This window comes from Halobacillus sp. ABD4_316 (assembly GCF_056161385.1).
Map to the genome: position 1 here is coordinate 782,812 of NZ_JBSWZA010000001.1, position 14,702 is coordinate 797,513.

A 14,702-nucleotide genomic window follows, 5' to 3' on the forward strand; every position below is an offset into this window, starting at 1 on the left:
AAAAGGTTATTCGTTCAAAAACTTCTCTTGAAAGAAGCTGAGCTGGTGTTCCAGTGAAAGAGGATCATTAAAGTAGAAAGCTTCGGCATCTGCTTCAAACACTTGATCGTTTTCTACAGCTGGAATATTCTTGTACGTTTCCGTTTCCTGGAAGGAGCTGTCTGCACCATCCGACTTACTGAAAATCATGTAATCCCCGGCAAAGTCTGAGAGCACTTCCGGAGAAATCGCATAGAAACCATCCTCAAGCGCCATTTCCTTCACTTTATCAGGCATCTTCAGTTCCATCTCTTGATAGAGAATTTCTGTTCCGCGTGCCCAGTTATCTCCAAAGACATAAAGCTGCTTATCAAACTCTTCGAATACAGTGACCGTCGCATCTTCACCGATTTCATTTTTGATTTCTGTACCCGCTTCCCCGGCTTTTTCCTTAAATTCATCCACCCACTGCTGGGCTTCCTCTTCTTTATTCAGAAGTTTCCCGATTTCCACATGCTGCTCCAAATAATCGAGCTCACCATACGTGTAAGTGACGGTCGGAGCAATTTCATTCAGCTTGTCCTTGTTTTTCGTGTTCGCCAGCCCGATAATCAAATCCGGGTCAAGCTCAATGATTTTTTCAAGGCTTTCATCAGAAAGCTCTTCTGCATCCGCAAGATCTTCCTCGAACAACGGGTTGCCTTTAGACCATGCGTCCACCCCTACAATGTTCGTATCCAGCGCAAGAACATTACCCGCGAAGGACGAGAGGACAACCACTCGCTCCGGCTCAGCCGGAACTTCAACTTCACCGTTTTCGGACTCATACATTCTTGTTTCAGAATCAGAACTCGTCTCTTCGGTTTGTGTATCGTCTCCGCTTTCATTCCCTGTATTTTCGTTTTCTGTTTCTCCACCACCACAGGCGCTAAGAATGAGCAGCAGTGACAAGAGACCGATCAGCCAGATTTTCTTCATGATTTCTATCTCCCTTTAATAAGTTGTATGTCAAACAAATAGGTTTTCCTGTTCGAGGGTCCGCAACGATTTCAGCATCAATATGAAAGACCCTTCTTAACACGCTTTTATGAATGACTTCCTGTCCGGATCCAGACTTTATGATTCGTCCGTGCTTCAATGCAATCAGGTGATCAGCAAATCTGGCAGCCTGGTTGACATCATGAAGCACCATGACAATCGTCCGTCCTTCTTCTTTATTCAGCCGTTCCAGCAGTTCGAGAACTTCCAGCTGGTGTGCCATATCAAGATAGGTCGTCGGTTCATCAAGCAGGATGAGATCTGTTTCCTGAGCCAGGGCCATCGCAATCCATACCCGCTGCCGCTGTCCACCCGACAAGGCATCCACCGGCCGGTATTTAAATTCCGTCATTCCTGTCATTTCAACAGCCCAGTCAATGACCTCCCGATCTTTTTTCGATAGACGGCCAAACCCTTTTTGATAAGGAAAGCGTCCGTATGATACAAGCTCACCGACTGTTAATCCTGGAGCACCTTCCGGAGATTGAGGAAGAATCGCCATCTTTTTGGCCAGTTCCTTTGTCGGGTGATTATGAATGCTTTCACCGTCCAGATAAATGCTGCCTTCCTGTTTAGGGATGATGCGTGCAATCGATTTCAGCAGTGTGGATTTCCCACAGCCGTTGGCCCCAATAATCGTCGTTATTTTCCCTTCCGGAATTTCCAGTGTCATATCCTCTACAATGAGTTTATCCTCGTAGCCCACATGGAGACCATCCGTATGTAGACGTGTCATAATAAGGACCCCTTTCGAACATTTAAACCATTTAACAGTGATAATGATTCTCACTCTCGTACATTATACTACGTGCTTCCGGGAAATTTGTCAACGCTTCATTCCCTTTCAAATGTGCGGAATTACCCATTCCATGAAAAAATACGATACTATTCTGTATTTTCCATAAAAAAAGAAGCAGAGCGGTGGCTCTGCTTCTTTTGATCCTCTGCTTAATTGACGCCTACATTATTCCAAGCCTGTGTAACAGCGCTGGCAGTTGAAGATCCATATAGATCCTGAGCTGACTGCTCAAGCGCCTGCTTGGCACTGGAAAAATTACTGTTCGGTGTCAGGTAAACCGTAAGGGCACGGTAATAAATCTTTTCTGCTTTCGATTTCCCAATGCTGTTAATGGTATTGTAAGCAGCTTTGTTCGGAATGCCGCTGTTGATGTGGACACCGCCCCAGTCCCCTGCTTCTGTATTCGGAAGGTTGCGGTATTCATTCATATGAGAGGGCTGGTCATAGGCATTCGGATTGGACATAGAACGCAGCGCATCTCCTGAACGACCCGGCGTATACACATCCTCACCCATCAGCCAGTCCTCTGAATCTACAAAATAACCAAACACATCAGAGAAGGACTCATTTAAAGCTCCCGGCTGATTTTCATACACAAGGTCAGCGGTCGTATCTGTTACAGCATGAGTCAATTCATGAGCGACGATATCGTCAGCACCGGATAGATATGTGAACGTACTGCCGTCCCCATCTCCATAAATCATCTGGTTCCCTGTCCAGGCTGCGTTATTGTAATTCGAACCGTAATGGACAGTGGAACGAATATTGGATCCCTGGTCATCATAACTTTCACGACCGAATGTATCATAGAAATAATCAAAAACTTCTCCAGCATAGTAATGAGCATCTACAGCCGCTTTCTGTCTTTCGCTTGTGAACGTATTACCTGAATCGGTAACATAACTTCCTGGTAGATTACTAAATTGTCCACCATAGTTATCAAATGTTTCAATAACCCCGCTCATTGGCTTTGTCGTATCATATAAATAGTACGTGTTGTTGTACGCGTAGGTATTAAGTGATTTCGTATCTCCCAATACACCTGTTCCTGTACCTGTAGCTTCATGGACAGCATTGGCAGCTTTCAACACTTCTCCTGACTCCGCATTAATATACACCTTCCAATTGGCAGGATAAGGCTGAGCAAACTGAAGCTCCACTTGGTAAGCCAGCGTATACCCCTGTTCACCATGGAACACAACAAGGTCTGTGTTTTCCGTTAACGTTTCAAAATCTTCACCTACATCACTTTTCTGGACTTTATCCGCTTCACTGCGATCTACGTCAATGTGTTTCCAAGCGAGCATCAACGACTTCGTCTTGCTTACGCTTCGTTTTTCTTCAAGCTTGTCTGGTGCATCCATATGAAATTCACCATTCACAGCTGAAACATTCCCGTTCTTATCGGTATGTACCACGACTTCTGAATCAGCGACAGGGATTCCCTCAATCACCCGTTGGTATGTGTAATGCTTCATTCCAAGTTCATCGGTTTCTGTATCCATTAATTTCAAATCTTTGGATGGATTCAGCTGAAAGTCTTTCGCATTCTGCTTAAAGAATTCCTGGATCCCTTTTTCTGATTTGACATTTTTCGCCTGCCATTCTTTCTGCATAAACTCCGATGCGTTCGGTACCTCTTTTACATCTTTGCCTGTCTCCGCATGAGCGAGTGTCCCGCCAGACACAAGACTCGTACCCAGAACAAAGGTAGCCATTACTGATTTCCAATTCATCGAATCCCTCCTATTTATCTAGCACATTTTCAATATATCATAATTTTCAGTTAATGAAATTGTGAAAGTGATAGGGTTTAAAACCGTTTAAGATTGTCTTTTTTCATCGAACTTGGGAATATTTCTGCGGTTCAACTAACGAAAATATCCTCAACCATAAAAAATCCCGGATGTCTCATCCGGGATTTTCTTCGGTCTATGCGTTTTTGCGAAGCAGTCTCATACTATTGAGGATGACGATCAGAGCAGCACCTGTATCACTTAACACAGCCATCCACAACGTTAAGAAACCTGGAAAAATCAAAATGAGCGCCGCCAGTTTCGTAAGCAGGGAAAACCAAACGTTCTGTTTGATAATGGTCAAGGCTTTACGGCTCAATCGTATCGTATGAGGCAGCATTTCCAGATTATCCGCCATTAGAACGACGTCAGCTGTTTCCATAGCTGTATCCGTCCCGGCACCGCCCATCGCAATACCAAGGTCTGAGGAAGCAAGAGCAGGAGCATCGTTGATCCCATCCCCCACCATAGCCACTTGTTTCCCTTCCTCCTGCAGTTTCTCGATCGCTTTTGTTTTATCTTCCGGCATCAAATCAGCGAAATAACGGTCCACACCTGCTTCTGCTGCTATCCGCTTGGCGGTCCCCTCGTTATCTCCCGTAAGCATAACCAGTTCTTTTAACCCCGATTGCTTCAAGGATTGGATCGACCGGATCGTGATTTCCCTGATAGAGTCAGCGACAGAAATGATCCCATGTATTTCTTTATCCGTACCTATAAGAACGAGGGTTTTCCCTTCTGACTCGAGCTGATCCAATTGATTTTCCACTTCATCCAGATCAACTCCCAGTTCTTTGAACAATTTCGGATTCCCTGCGTAATAGACAGTCCCATCTATCTTGGCCTGGGCGCCTTTGCCAGGCCGTGTGCGGAAATCACTCCCGCGGGCTGTTGATATCTGCCGTTCTGATGCATACGATGATACGGCTGCCGCTATCGGATGAGTAGAATATTCTTCAATCGTCCCCGCAATCCTGATGAGATTCTCTTTTTCTCCATTAAGAGCAATAACATCTGCTACTTTCGGTTTACCTTCTGTCAGGGTACCGGTTTTATCAAAGGCAATAGCTTGGATGGCACCCGCTTTTTCAAGGAATGTTCCACCTTTGATCAGTACACCATGCCGGGCTGCGTTCCCAATGGCTGATACGATCGCTACCGGGGTGGAGATCACCAGGGCACACGGACAGGCAACAACAAGCAGGGAAATCCCTTTATAAAGCCATTCGCTCCATGCTCCTCCTGTAACCAACGGAGGGATGACCATCACTAACAGAGCCAGCATAAACACAATAGGTGTGTAAACAGCTGCGAATCGGTCTACAAACGCCTGGGTAGGAGCTTTCTTTTCCTGTGCTTCTTCCACCAGATGTATGATTTTTGCAATGGCTGTATCTTCGGATCGTTTCGTTACACGGACTTCCAAAGAGCCACTCTCATTAATCGTCCCGGCATAAACTGTATCTCCTTCCTGCTTATCAACAGGAAGAGATTCACCTGTAATGGGTGCCTGGTTCAAGCTGGAAGCTCCTTGGATGATCTCTCCATCCAAAGGAACGCGGTCCCCCGGCTTGACAACGATGACCTCCCCGATCGATACCGCTTCAACAGCTTTGCTGACCCACTGACGGCCTTCTTTCACCAACGCTTCAGCCGGAGCAATGTTCATTAAGCTGCGAATGGAATCTCTCGTTTTTTCCAACGATCGATTTTGAAGGGCATTCCCTAACGCAAACAACCAGACCACCATAGCTCCTTCGAACCATTCCCCAATCAGGGCTGCTCCAAGAGCCGCGGAAGCCATCAGCACGTTCATATCAAGCGAGCCGCTTCTCACAGCATAGAAAGCACTTCTTAACGGTTTCCACCCTCCCACGGCAATGGCCAGCGCATAGAAAGCCGTCACCCATACGACAGACAGCGACGTGAAGGACCCGATAAAGCCCAGGGCAAGAAGAGCCCCCGATATTGCAGCAGAAGGAAAAGGTCTTCGAGGAGTCTTTTGACCTTCCTTAGAGGAACCCTCTTTTTCAAGATAAGCTTCAAAACCCGATTTTTGGACGCCTCTCATGATTTCTTCAGGTTTTGTCGTGTGAAGGACATGAAGTTTACCTGTGGAAAAATTCACGCGTACATCCTGAACATCGGGGTGATTCGACATATGCTTTTCAATGGTCACGGCACACGAACCACAGTCCATCCCTTCTACTCTATATGTTTCCATCTCCCTGCCGGTTTGAAGAGGCTCGGCTTCAAATCCCAGCTTTCTCACCTGATGAGGAATTTGTTCATAAACAGCCCGGCTTTCTCCGCCGACAACCATTTTAGCTGTACCATAATGGACGGAAACAGATTGCACCCCCTCTTTTTTTCGGAGACTTTTTTCAATCGTTGCTGCACACGAAGGACAATCCATGCCTTTAATCTGGTATTCTGCAAGCTGTGTCGGAGGTGCCGAAGGACCGGACTCCTCGTCTTCCTCTTCTTCACTGGTTTCACAGCATACGTTTTCCTGATCCTCTTTTCGTTGATTGGAGGAGCAGGAATGTTCCTCATCCCTCCTGCTGGAATTCTCTTTCGAGCAGCAGGAAGACCGGGACTGGATCGCTCCCGGCTTTTGCTCGTGGCTGCCGGAACAGCAGCTATTTTGTATATCTTTTTCGTTCGTACTCATAAACCCCATCTCCATTCTGTACCATCACTCATGTTCGTTGTGCAGTAAGGCGATCGATACTAATTGCCGGACATGTTCATCAGCCAGGGAATAAAAGACGAGCTTCCCCTTCTTCCTATGCTTAGCAAGATTCATATTACGCAGGAGCCGTAAGTGATGAGAGGCCGTAGCGGTTGTCGATCCAATAATATTTGCCACATCACACACGCACAGCTCATCTTCCAGGGTTAGAGCGTAGGCGATTTTCATGCGTGTCGGATCGGATAGAGCTTTAAAAATCTGCTCCACGCCGGACACCCGCTCCACCTGAGGCTGCACGCGCTGAACAAGCGCCTCGTCATAACAGAAGATATCGCACGTATCTCCGGCTTGCTTTTTCATTACCTTTTCAGGCATTCTGTCCACCTCATTCAAATACATGTTTGATTGTATACCCATCATATGCTCTACGCTTTCAAGCGTCAACATTCAAACGAAGATTAGAATGAAAAAACTGCCTCTCGAGAGACAGTTTTTCCTGGTTTTATCGCAAAACCTACTTTATGTATCAAGCTGCTTCCGGAATACCGTACTCACTTTTTCGTACTGCATATGTTTCTCGTAAAATTTATGGGCTCTTTGTCTTGTGAGTCCTGAAGATAAAGCGATGCTTGTAAAACCGTGCTGCTCGGCCCATCCTTCAATGAACTGCAGGAGGATGCTCCCCCATCCCGAAGAGCGCTCTCCGGCAGTTGTGACTAAATCACATACCCATACGAACCTGCCGTAGTACAGCGTCGTCATCGGCTTGAATCCTGCAGCAGCCACAAGCACTCCATCGTTCCATAATCCATAAAGGTGATAACGATCCACAGAGACGGCCTCCTGAACAAGTTCTACAAAGCTCTGCTCACTTAAATGGGGACGCAGCTCCTGCATGACTGGAAAAACAGAACGGAAATCAGATTCCGTTTTCATTTCTATGATTTTGTACCCTTTCATCTTCCCTCTCCTCCTGCACTATTACCCTGTGAAGAAACCACCGTTTCAAGCCCCCGCTGCAACCATGAACCAGACCACGCTTCCTACGACAATCACCAATAAGATGACCATCATCCATATGATCGACTTCATACGATTCACTCTCCTTTTGTTCATTGTAACAAAGAAAGAGGTGAAAAAAATAAACCTTCATCCGGTATGGTCATGCCAGATAAAGGTTTTCCTTTTACTTTTTCTTCTTCATCATTTTCTCCATAGAAGCCATGTCTTTCGGCACTTTGCCATCAAGAATAGCCTTGACGATCATATCTTCTTTCTCCCTGGATACCGGACGATTGGCAAGGGAAGATACTTTCTTAATTACGTTGCGAATGGTTTTTTCATCTTTAAAGTTTGCCCCCTGCAGGGATTGTGCCAGCTTAAAGACTTCATCCATTTTGACGCCTGTCTTTTTTTCAAATTTATCAAACAACGAGAACCCTCCTCCTCCATTCATAAGATTCATACATATCCTATGTGCAGAAAAGAAAGGCCGTATATGCATCTGTCCCTGTTTCCTTGATTCCTTCCAGATAGCAGTCACGGGTCGTTTTTTAACTACCTGTCAGTAAAAAGGGAACCCTGATAGATTTCTGATGCACTTTTTTGAAGCAAAGAAAGCATCGTTTCTTCCGGGTGGGATCTATGGTAGGACGCCACCATCCGGTAGCCCAGCTGGTATCCAGCCCACTTCGGAAGTCCCTGCCTTCGACTGCCATACAAATAATTCAGATGTTTCTTCTGACCTCTCAAATAGATGGAAGGAAGGTATTTCTTTTTCCAGATCTGCTTCAAATGCCGGTCGGAATACCTTTGTGTCCATGGTGCGGTGTATTCTTCCCCGTAGAGTTCGAGGACTGCGTATTCTCCTAAGCCCTCAATGATAAGGGAATCCAGAAGTGTGACCTTATTCATTGAATAGGACCCTTGGTGAAGGCGGCAGACATGGTTGTACTCATGAGCAAGTACAGCTTTCCAGTCGTCCTTTTCCGAAACCCCGCCATAAAAGATATACAACGCCTCTTTGAAAGCTGCTCCACCTCTCCCATGTTTTCCGAAGAGACCTCCCGTTTCTTGAAAAGGATATAAATAAACAGGTACATCAGGACCGTGCCACATTTTTTTCAGACGCTTGAATTCCTTCTCCAGACGCGAATATAACTCATGCTCCTCCCACTCTTTCACCAACCTTTCTGCTCTTTGGTAGTTTTCGGGCTTAAATAATCCATAGAAGTGAAGAAGCTGCTGGATTTCTTTTTCTGTAAACTCAGGAAACGGATGATCCGCCGTCCTGCATAACATCTTTCGCTGCATTTCGTTTATATCCACTTTCCTTTTCGCTGCAGCCTTGCAAAATCGTTTCACTGATTCCGCCGTCGGGACCACGCCCATGCCTATCCCCCACTTCAGCTTAACTTTTGTACAAGTATATGTATCAACTTTGAACTCATGTGAATCCCTGGTGAAGTAGACAACCGCACACGCAGGATTCAGACCTGGACATATGCTATCAGTGTAGAGGAACCATCCTCAATTCATGTCAGAAAGGAGTTTTCCTCAATGGGCTTTGGATATGGTGGATACCCTGGTGGTTTCGGCGGCTATGGCTGCGGTTATGGATACGGTGGATACGGATCCGGCGGCGGTTTCGTACTGATTGTTGTATTGTTCATTCTCTTGATTATCGTTGGAGCAGCTTTCGTCTGCTGATCAACCAGCGGGTGCCCATCGCAGGCACCCGCTTTCCTGTTTTCCGATCGTTTTATGTTATATTCCGTATGAAAAGGGTATAGGACTAGGAATGAAATAGAAAAGGAGTGTCCAACTTTGACTACATTCAAATTAAACCAAGATGCACCTGATTTCACACTACCAACCGTGTCCGGGGAAACCTTCAGCTTCTCAGACACGTTAAAACAAGAAGGTGAAAACTGGAACCTCATCGTCTATTTCCGCGGCTCCTGGTGCCCGGCCTGCATGAGTGAACTTGATGAATTCCAAAACAGCAGAGACTATTTCGACAAACATAACATCCGCCTCATAACTGTCACGCATGACGATAAGGCAGCTCTTGAAAAAATGGTGGAGGAGCACGATTTCACATTCCCTGTGCTTATTGATGAGAACCTGGAATTCCTTTCTTCCTACGGTGTCCATTATCATGATGAGCAGGCGCCGTATGAAGATCATGGAACTCATGGAGAACCGGCCTACTTTCTGACAGATGACCAGGGGAAAGTCTTGTACCAACAGCGTCAGACAAGCCCATTCGGCCGTCCCCACCCAAATGAAATCCGTAAAATCGTTAAGTATATCCGGAGCAACCTGAAATAACAGGCCTTTTCCTATACGACCGGTGAGAAAAGCACCGGTTCTGCGGCTGACGGGAATATTCCCGTCAGCCTTTTTCTATTCCTGATCTGCTGCAGGATTTTGGTCCATGCCTCCCTAGACTCGATCCGTTTTATTCTGAAACGAGCTGTATCGACAAAAAGAGCGGTGCCGAACGCACCGGTCTTCCTTATTGCAGCAGGTGATAAAACAATCGTTCCCGATCTTCGATGAACTGCTTCATAATGTGGTAATGGCTCGTTTCTTCGACCCCGACTTTCCGGCATCCTTCCTCTGTAAGCTGAATAATATCAGCATGAGGATAAGCCATAAGAATCGGGGAGTGGGTGGATATGATGAACTGGGATTCATTCTCTACAAGATCATGAATTCTCGAGAGCATCGAAAGCTGCCTCAATGGAGAGAGGGCAGCTTCAGGTTCATCCAGAATATACAGCCCCTTTCCGAAGAAACGATGATTGAAGGCAGCAAAGAAAGACTCTCCATGGGACTGCTCATGCAGGGAGGTACCGCCAAAGGAATCAATAACCTTCCCCCCTCCCATTGGATCACTATCCATATCCTCAATATTTGTTGCTACATTATAGAACGTTTCTGCCCGGAAGAAAAATTGATCGTCCGGTTTTTTTATCCCTTTGACAAGGCGCAGGTACTCATCAAGGTGAGAGTGCGAATCATAGCTTGTGAAATTGAAATTCTTTGTCCCGCCTTCAGGATTAAACCCATAGGCTACAGCCGCTCCTTCAAGCAGAGTGGATTTCCCCATTCCATTCTCACCTACGATGAACGTGACATTAGGATGGAACTGAAGTTCGTCCAATTCCCTCAGCACAGGTAAATGAAAAGGAAAGGATTGAAAGGATGGAACCTTTTCTCTTAACAATTGAAGCGATCGGATATACATATCATTCCTCAATAATTTTGCCACGGGATGTCCACCTTTCTGATATACATGAAATATTCTTTCTGCCCATACGATGGTAGAAGCACATATGATGAGGGAGGAGCAGATTAGTGAAAAAAATCATCCTGTTCGCCGACCCTGGTATTGATGATTCCATCGCCATTATGTATGCCCTGATGCATCCCCAAATTGAAGTGCTCGCCATCGTCTCAAGCTACGGAAATGTAACGAAACAAAAAGCTGTTGATAACGCAGCTTTTCTTTTGAATAAAGCCGGATTCCCTTCCATTCCCATGATCGGTGGAACAAACAGTCCATTGAGTGGTGAAACCCCTGAGTACTACCCTGAAATTCATGGGCCGGACGGACTCGGTCCATTGACTCCTCCACCCTTTAAAGGAAGACTCAACAACTTTTCTGATGTGTATGATATTCTCCTTGCCCATACCGATGTAACGATTGTGGACATCGGGCGGAACACAGCGCTTGCGCATTTATTTCTCCTCGGGAGCGATATAGAACCTCACATTAAAGACATTTTCCTCATGGGTGGGGCCTTTTTGGTTCCAGGCAATGTCACCCCATCTGCGGAGGCCAATTTTTTTGGTGATCCCGTTGCTGCCAACATCGTCCTTCAGCGGGCTGCGACCATCTATATCATTCCCTTGAATGTGACATCAAAAGCCGTCATTACCCCTCACCATATCCAGCAGATCACGGATTATTCTTCTCATCCCCTTGTGCCGATTCTCAAAGAACTTATGGATTATTATACAGAAGCTTATCAAACCCTTACCCCCGGAATCAAAGGGGCTCCTCTCCATGATGTATTGACTTTATACTTGATGATCAACCCCGGGAAGGGAAGATATGTAAGAAGATCCGTCTCTGTTTTAGTCGAAGGGGAAGGAAAAGGAACATCTATTGCTGATTTCCGCCCGGGGTCACACTCCAACCCGGGTGACCCTGCGATTTGTCTTGAATTTGATGTGCAGGCTTTTGTCGATGATTTCATCTTAACCATCAGCTCTTCCCCCATCTCCACCACGACGCACCCGAAAAGGGAGGGCTGCTCATGAAGGATGGAGCAGAAAAGGCCGTTTCTGAAATCACTTCTGCCGTCCAGGCTGAACAGGACCACGATGGTCACTACTCTTACTGTTTTGAAAACAGTCTTTCCACAGATGTCTCGATGATCCTTTTGCTGCACTCCTTCACGAACGATGCTTCCACCATCCAAAGTCTATGCACACGACTTGCTTCCTTACAACAGCCAGAAGGCTGGTGGTCCCTCTATCATGATGAAAAAGGGAATCTATCTGCAACGATCGAAGCTTCATTCGCCCTTCTTTACGCCGGGTTTTATAAGAAGGAAAGTCCGGAAATACAAAAAGCTTTTCATTTCATCCGTGCCAAAGGAGGTCTTCGCCGCTCCCACTCCATGACAAAAATTTTACTTGCCATCTACGGGGAATATGATTGGCCGCATGTCTTCCACCTGCCTGTTCATATCAGCCTCCTCCCCCCTGAATCGCCTTTGTCCTTTTATGATTTCAGCAGCTATGCAAGGGTGCATATGGCACCGATCCTGCTTATGTCCGACAAAAAATTCCGCCTGTTGAAACCAGGGATTCCAGACTTTCACACATTGAATAACCGAACAGTGGCAGATGGATCAGACCATCGTTCTCCACAGCTGCTTGCTCATATAAAAAGGAAAATTCTCCATCTTGCCGGAGCTCCAGAGCAGCTGTACTGGACCGCCAGAAAAAGACTGGAATCCTATATGATTGATCGAATTGAATCGGATGGAACACTTTATAGTTATACGAGCTCCACCGCTTATATGATTTATGCCCTGCTGTCATGCGGGTATAAAGAATCCCATCCTGTCATACAACGGGCCATTTCAGGATTGAGAACCCACCTCTTTCCACTCCAGGAAGGGTATCATATGCAGAACTCCCCCTCAGCCATATGGGATACCGCCCTGGCGGCTTATGCTCTAGCCCTTCCTCCATCATCTAAAGCAGGCTGTAGCAAAGCATTATCCTTTCTCCTCCAACATCAGCAGTACAAATACGGAGACTGGGTGATGGGAGCCCCTTCTCTTCTACCCGGAGGGTGGGGGTTTTCAAAAAGCAATTCCATCCATCCTGATCTTGATGATACCACGGCAGCTTTACGAGCTCTTTCCCCCTTTTTAAAAAGTCACTCTCCGCTCACGAACCATTATATCCGTGGGTTGAACTGGGTGATGGGACTTCAAAATGAGGATGGGGGCTGGCCGGCTTTTGAAAAAGGGAAAACAAACCCACTCCTCCGCTATGTGCCGATGGATGGAGCTGCGCATGCCGCTCTTGATCCATCCACAGCGGATCTGACAGGGAGAACACTGGAATTCTTATGCACAGATGGTGGTCTTAAACCTGACCATCCAAGAATAAAAAAAGCCGTCCATTGGCTGATCGATCATCAGGAAAAGGACGGTTCATGGTACGGACGCTGGGGAGTCTGTTACATCTACGGGACATGGGCGGCGCTGACCGGTTTGGCCGCTGCCGGAAAAACCATCGACCACCCTGCCGGTCTCAAGGCCGCTGAATGGTTGATGTCCATTCAGAACACGGATGGCGGCTGGGGAGAGTCATGCCGGAGTGATCAAAATGGAACGTACACTCCGTTAGGCACCAGCACACCCTCTCAGACAGCCTGGGCTTTGGATGCTCTTCTTTCGGTTTACAAAAAAAGGACGCCTGCCATTGATCAAGGAGTCTCCAGTCTGTTAACGCAGCTGAAAAACGAAGATTGGAGTACCCGATACCCTACGGGAGCGGGCCTGCCCGGAAATTTTTATATCCATTACCACAGCTATCATGCTATCTGGCCGCTTATCGCCTTGAAAAAATACCTGCAGATGGACGAATAATCAGCCGTGGGCTTCAGGCCCGCAGCTGATGCTCCTCTGTATGTTCACGTACCTCCGGCTTTTTCTCCAGCTTATAAACAAGGACACCACCGATCAGAAGCGCAATACCAAGCAGCTTCTGCCAGGATAAATCGGAAGCAGCAAACCCGAACCATCCTCCTGTATTAATGATGAATGCAAGAACGATCTGGGAAATCAAAGCAATTGAAATAGCATAAGCCGGGCCGATCAACGTAACTCCCTGCATTAAAAAGAAAACGATTCCAACACCAAAGACCCCGCCGAATAGATAAATCGGATTTACATTTCCAAAAGTGAACAGACTTTCCCTTTCAACGGCGTAAAACACCGGCAGTGAACAGACAAGGCCAAGACCGAGCACTAGCGTTGTTGTGGCCCATGGCCCTGTTTTCTCACTGACCCGGGCATTAAAGACATTTTGCAGACTGATCAATATGCCTGCCGCGACGGCAAGAACGATGCCTGACATCGAATTCCTCCTTATTCATAAATATTACCTTTTGCCAGCAGCCGGAGCTCCTGTAAATTTTTTATCATAATCGATCCTCTCGACCTTTCGATAACTTCATCAGCTTCCATCTTTCTCAGGACCCGGTTCAAATGGCGGTAGCTCGTTCCAATCCACTCGGCCAGTTCGGATAAGTTGGACGTACGCATTTCCTGATGGAAAGCGGTCCCTTCACCTACAGAAGAGATGGACAGCAAGTACCCGGCCAGCCGGACTTCAACAGGATAAAGCATATGCATACTCGTAAAATGAGACTCTGTATAAAATTTATGTGCCACCATTTCCAAAAGGAAACGGAGAATAGCCGGGTGCTCCTTTTCCAAATCCTTCAGTGCTGTATAGGGAAAACCGATCATTTCACCCGAACTGACCGCTTCAACAGAATTAAGTACGGCACTTTGCTTTACATATTCAACATCGCCGATGACTGCGAGCGGTTTTTTAAACCGGTTGATCAGTGACTGGCCTTCTGGTGTGAGGGTGTAAATTTTAATTTTCCCTTCGACTAAGAAATAAAGCCGGTCCAGCTTTTCCCCCGGCACAAATAAATCTTCACCTTCTGTAAAGGAAAACAATTGAAGCTTATCCTTGTAGGGTCCGGGAAAATACTGGTCAAGATCATACATGGACAGGTAGTCCATCATTTTCTTTGTGTTTGCTTCTTTCATGGTGATGTCTCCTC

General features: G+C 46.4%; 15 protein-coding genes. 4 read left to right on the top strand and 11 right to left on the bottom strand.

The genetic code is table 11. The annotated features are described in order from the left end of the window. Positions 1 to 6: 6 nt before the first annotated feature. The 8 genes from ACXAJH_RS04260 to ACXAJH_RS04295 form a co-directional block, all read right to left on the bottom strand. The gene (locus ACXAJH_RS04260) at positions 7 to 957 is read right to left on the bottom strand and encodes an iron-hydroxamate ABC transporter substrate-binding protein (protein ID WP_474971317.1); all 951 of its coding nucleotides are present in this window, start codon (positions 955 to 957) and stop codon (positions 7 to 9) included. Then, entirely contained in the window at positions 908 to 1,753 is an 846-nt protein-coding gene (locus ACXAJH_RS04265) for an ABC transporter ATP-binding protein (protein WP_474992198.1), read from the bottom strand. The genes ACXAJH_RS04260 and ACXAJH_RS04265 overlap by 50 nt, the downstream gene beginning before the upstream one ends. 212 nt (positions 1,754 to 1,965) lie before the next feature. Then, positions 1,966 to 3,552: a M4 family metallopeptidase gene (locus ACXAJH_RS04270; RefSeq protein ID WP_474968835.1), complete on the bottom strand. Its 1,587-nt coding sequence runs from the start codon at positions 3,550 to 3,552 to the stop codon at positions 1,966 to 1,968. A gap of 196 nt (positions 3,553 to 3,748) precedes the next feature. Further along, positions 3,749 to 6,286 carry a heavy metal translocating P-type ATPase gene (locus ACXAJH_RS04275; protein WP_474993164.1) on the bottom strand — a complete coding sequence of 846 codons (2,538 nt, stop codon included), beginning with the start codon at positions 6,284 to 6,286 and terminating at the stop codon, positions 3,749 to 3,751. Positions 6,287 to 6,310: 24 nt separating this feature from the next. Beyond that, positions 6,311 to 6,682: an ArsR/SmtB family transcription factor gene (locus tag ACXAJH_RS04280; RefSeq protein WP_474968837.1), complete on the bottom strand. Its 372-nt coding sequence runs from the start codon at positions 6,680 to 6,682 to the stop codon at positions 6,311 to 6,313. Between the two features lie 144 nt (positions 6,683 to 6,826). Continuing rightward, the gene (locus ACXAJH_RS04285) at positions 6,827 to 7,267 is read right to left on the bottom strand and encodes a GNAT family N-acetyltransferase (protein ID WP_474993166.1); all 441 of its coding nucleotides are present in this window, start codon (positions 7,265 to 7,267) and stop codon (positions 6,827 to 6,829) included. Positions 7,268 to 7,493: 226 nt separating this feature from the next. Beyond that, positions 7,494 to 7,739 (bottom strand): stage VI sporulation protein F, encoded by a 246-nt coding sequence (locus tag ACXAJH_RS04290; protein WP_027954587.1) that lies wholly within the window; start codon positions 7,737 to 7,739, stop codon positions 7,494 to 7,496. Positions 7,740 to 7,864: 125 nt separating this feature from the next. Further along, positions 7,865 to 8,620, bottom strand: coding sequence for a DUF2268 domain-containing putative Zn-dependent protease (locus tag ACXAJH_RS04295; protein WP_474993167.1), 756 nt, complete (start codon positions 8,618 to 8,620; stop codon positions 7,865 to 7,867). A 246-nt stretch (positions 8,621 to 8,866) separates the two neighbouring features. Between ACXAJH_RS04295 and ACXAJH_RS04300 the strand changes: the two genes are divergently transcribed. Both ACXAJH_RS04300 and ACXAJH_RS04305 read left to right on the top strand, forming a co-directional pair. Then, positions 8,867 to 9,016 (top strand): YjcZ family sporulation protein, encoded by a 150-nt coding sequence (locus tag ACXAJH_RS04300; RefSeq protein ID WP_084163045.1) that lies wholly within the window; start codon positions 8,867 to 8,869, stop codon positions 9,014 to 9,016. Between the two features lie 117 nt (positions 9,017 to 9,133). Then, positions 9,134 to 9,640, top strand: coding sequence for a peroxiredoxin family protein (locus ACXAJH_RS04305; RefSeq protein WP_474968840.1), 507 nt, complete (start codon positions 9,134 to 9,136; stop codon positions 9,638 to 9,640). A gap of 187 nt (positions 9,641 to 9,827) precedes the next feature. On the opposite strand, the gene ACXAJH_RS04310 is transcribed toward ACXAJH_RS04305, so the two are convergent. Then, on the bottom strand, positions 9,828 to 10,562 hold the full coding sequence (locus ACXAJH_RS04310; protein ID WP_474993467.1) for an AAA family ATPase: 735 nt from the start codon (positions 10,560 to 10,562) through the stop codon (positions 9,828 to 9,830). Positions 10,563 to 10,672: 110 nt separating this feature from the next. Here ACXAJH_RS04310 and ACXAJH_RS04315 point away from each other — a divergent pair, with 110 nt between their 5' ends. Further along, positions 10,673 to 11,641 (top strand): nucleoside hydrolase, encoded by a 969-nt coding sequence (locus tag ACXAJH_RS04315; protein ID WP_474993169.1) that lies wholly within the window; start codon positions 10,673 to 10,675, stop codon positions 11,639 to 11,641. Beyond that, positions 11,638 to 13,491, top strand: a complete 1,854-nt coding sequence (locus tag ACXAJH_RS04320; protein WP_474993171.1) for a terpene cyclase/mutase family protein — start codon at positions 11,638 to 11,640, stop codon at positions 13,489 to 13,491. Before ACXAJH_RS04315 ends, ACXAJH_RS04320 begins: the two co-directional genes overlap by 4 nt. A gap of 13 nt (positions 13,492 to 13,504) precedes the next feature. Here ACXAJH_RS04320 and ACXAJH_RS04325 read toward each other — a convergent pair whose 3' ends face one another. Together ACXAJH_RS04325 and ACXAJH_RS04330 are read right to left on the bottom strand one after the other, a co-directional pair. After that, positions 13,505 to 13,981, bottom strand: coding sequence for a DMT family transporter (locus ACXAJH_RS04325; RefSeq protein WP_474992205.1), 477 nt, complete (start codon positions 13,979 to 13,981; stop codon positions 13,505 to 13,507). A gap of 11 nt (positions 13,982 to 13,992) precedes the next feature. Next, on the bottom strand, positions 13,993 to 14,688 hold the full coding sequence (locus tag ACXAJH_RS04330; RefSeq protein ID WP_474993172.1) for a Crp/Fnr family transcriptional regulator: 696 nt from the start codon (positions 14,686 to 14,688) through the stop codon (positions 13,993 to 13,995). Positions 14,689 to 14,702 lie beyond the last annotated feature (14 nt).

What these genes read in the sequence shown, in the direction of transcription:
- ACXAJH_RS04260 (WP_474971317.1), bottom strand. Translation starts at nt 957, where the DNA reads ATGAAGAAAATCTGGCTGATCGGTCTCTTGTCACTGCTGCTCATTCTT.
- ACXAJH_RS04280 (WP_474968837.1), bottom strand. Translation starts at nt 6,682, where the DNA reads ATGCCTGAAAAGGTAATGAAAAAGCAAGCCGGAGATACGTGCGATATC.
- ACXAJH_RS04320 (WP_474993171.1), top strand. Translation starts at nt 11,638, where the DNA reads ATGAAGGATGGAGCAGAAAAGGCCGTTTCTGAAATCACTTCTGCCGTC.
- ACXAJH_RS04330 (WP_474993172.1), bottom strand. Translation starts at nt 14,688, where the DNA reads ATGAAAGAAGCAAACACAAAGAAAATGATGGACTACCTGTCCATGTAT.
- ACXAJH_RS04300 (WP_084163045.1), top strand. Translation starts at nt 8,867, where the DNA reads ATGGGCTTTGGATATGGTGGATACCCTGGTGGTTTCGGCGGCTATGGC.
- ACXAJH_RS04265 (WP_474992198.1), bottom strand. Translation starts at nt 1,753, where the DNA reads ATGACACGTCTACATACGGATGGTCTCCATGTGGGCTACGAGGATAAA.
- ACXAJH_RS04285 (WP_474993166.1), bottom strand. Translation starts at nt 7,267, where the DNA reads ATGAAAGGGTACAAAATCATAGAAATGAAAACGGAATCTGATTTCCGT.
- ACXAJH_RS04295 (WP_474993167.1), bottom strand. Translation starts at nt 8,620, where the DNA reads ATGCAGCGAAAGATGTTATGCAGGACGGCGGATCATCCGTTTCCTGAG.
- ACXAJH_RS04275 (WP_474993164.1), bottom strand. Translation starts at nt 6,286, where the DNA reads ATGAGTACGAACGAAAAAGATATACAAAATAGCTGCTGTTCCGGCAGC.
- ACXAJH_RS04310 (WP_474993467.1), bottom strand. Translation starts at nt 10,562, where the DNA reads ATGTATATCCGATCGCTTCAATTGTTAAGAGAAAAGGTTCCATCCTTT.
- ACXAJH_RS04325 (WP_474992205.1), bottom strand. Translation starts at nt 13,981, where the DNA reads ATGTCAGGCATCGTTCTTGCCGTCGCGGCAGGCATATTGATCAGTCTG.
- ACXAJH_RS04270 (WP_474968835.1), bottom strand. Translation starts at nt 3,552, where the DNA reads ATGAATTGGAAATCAGTAATGGCTACCTTTGTTCTGGGTACGAGTCTT.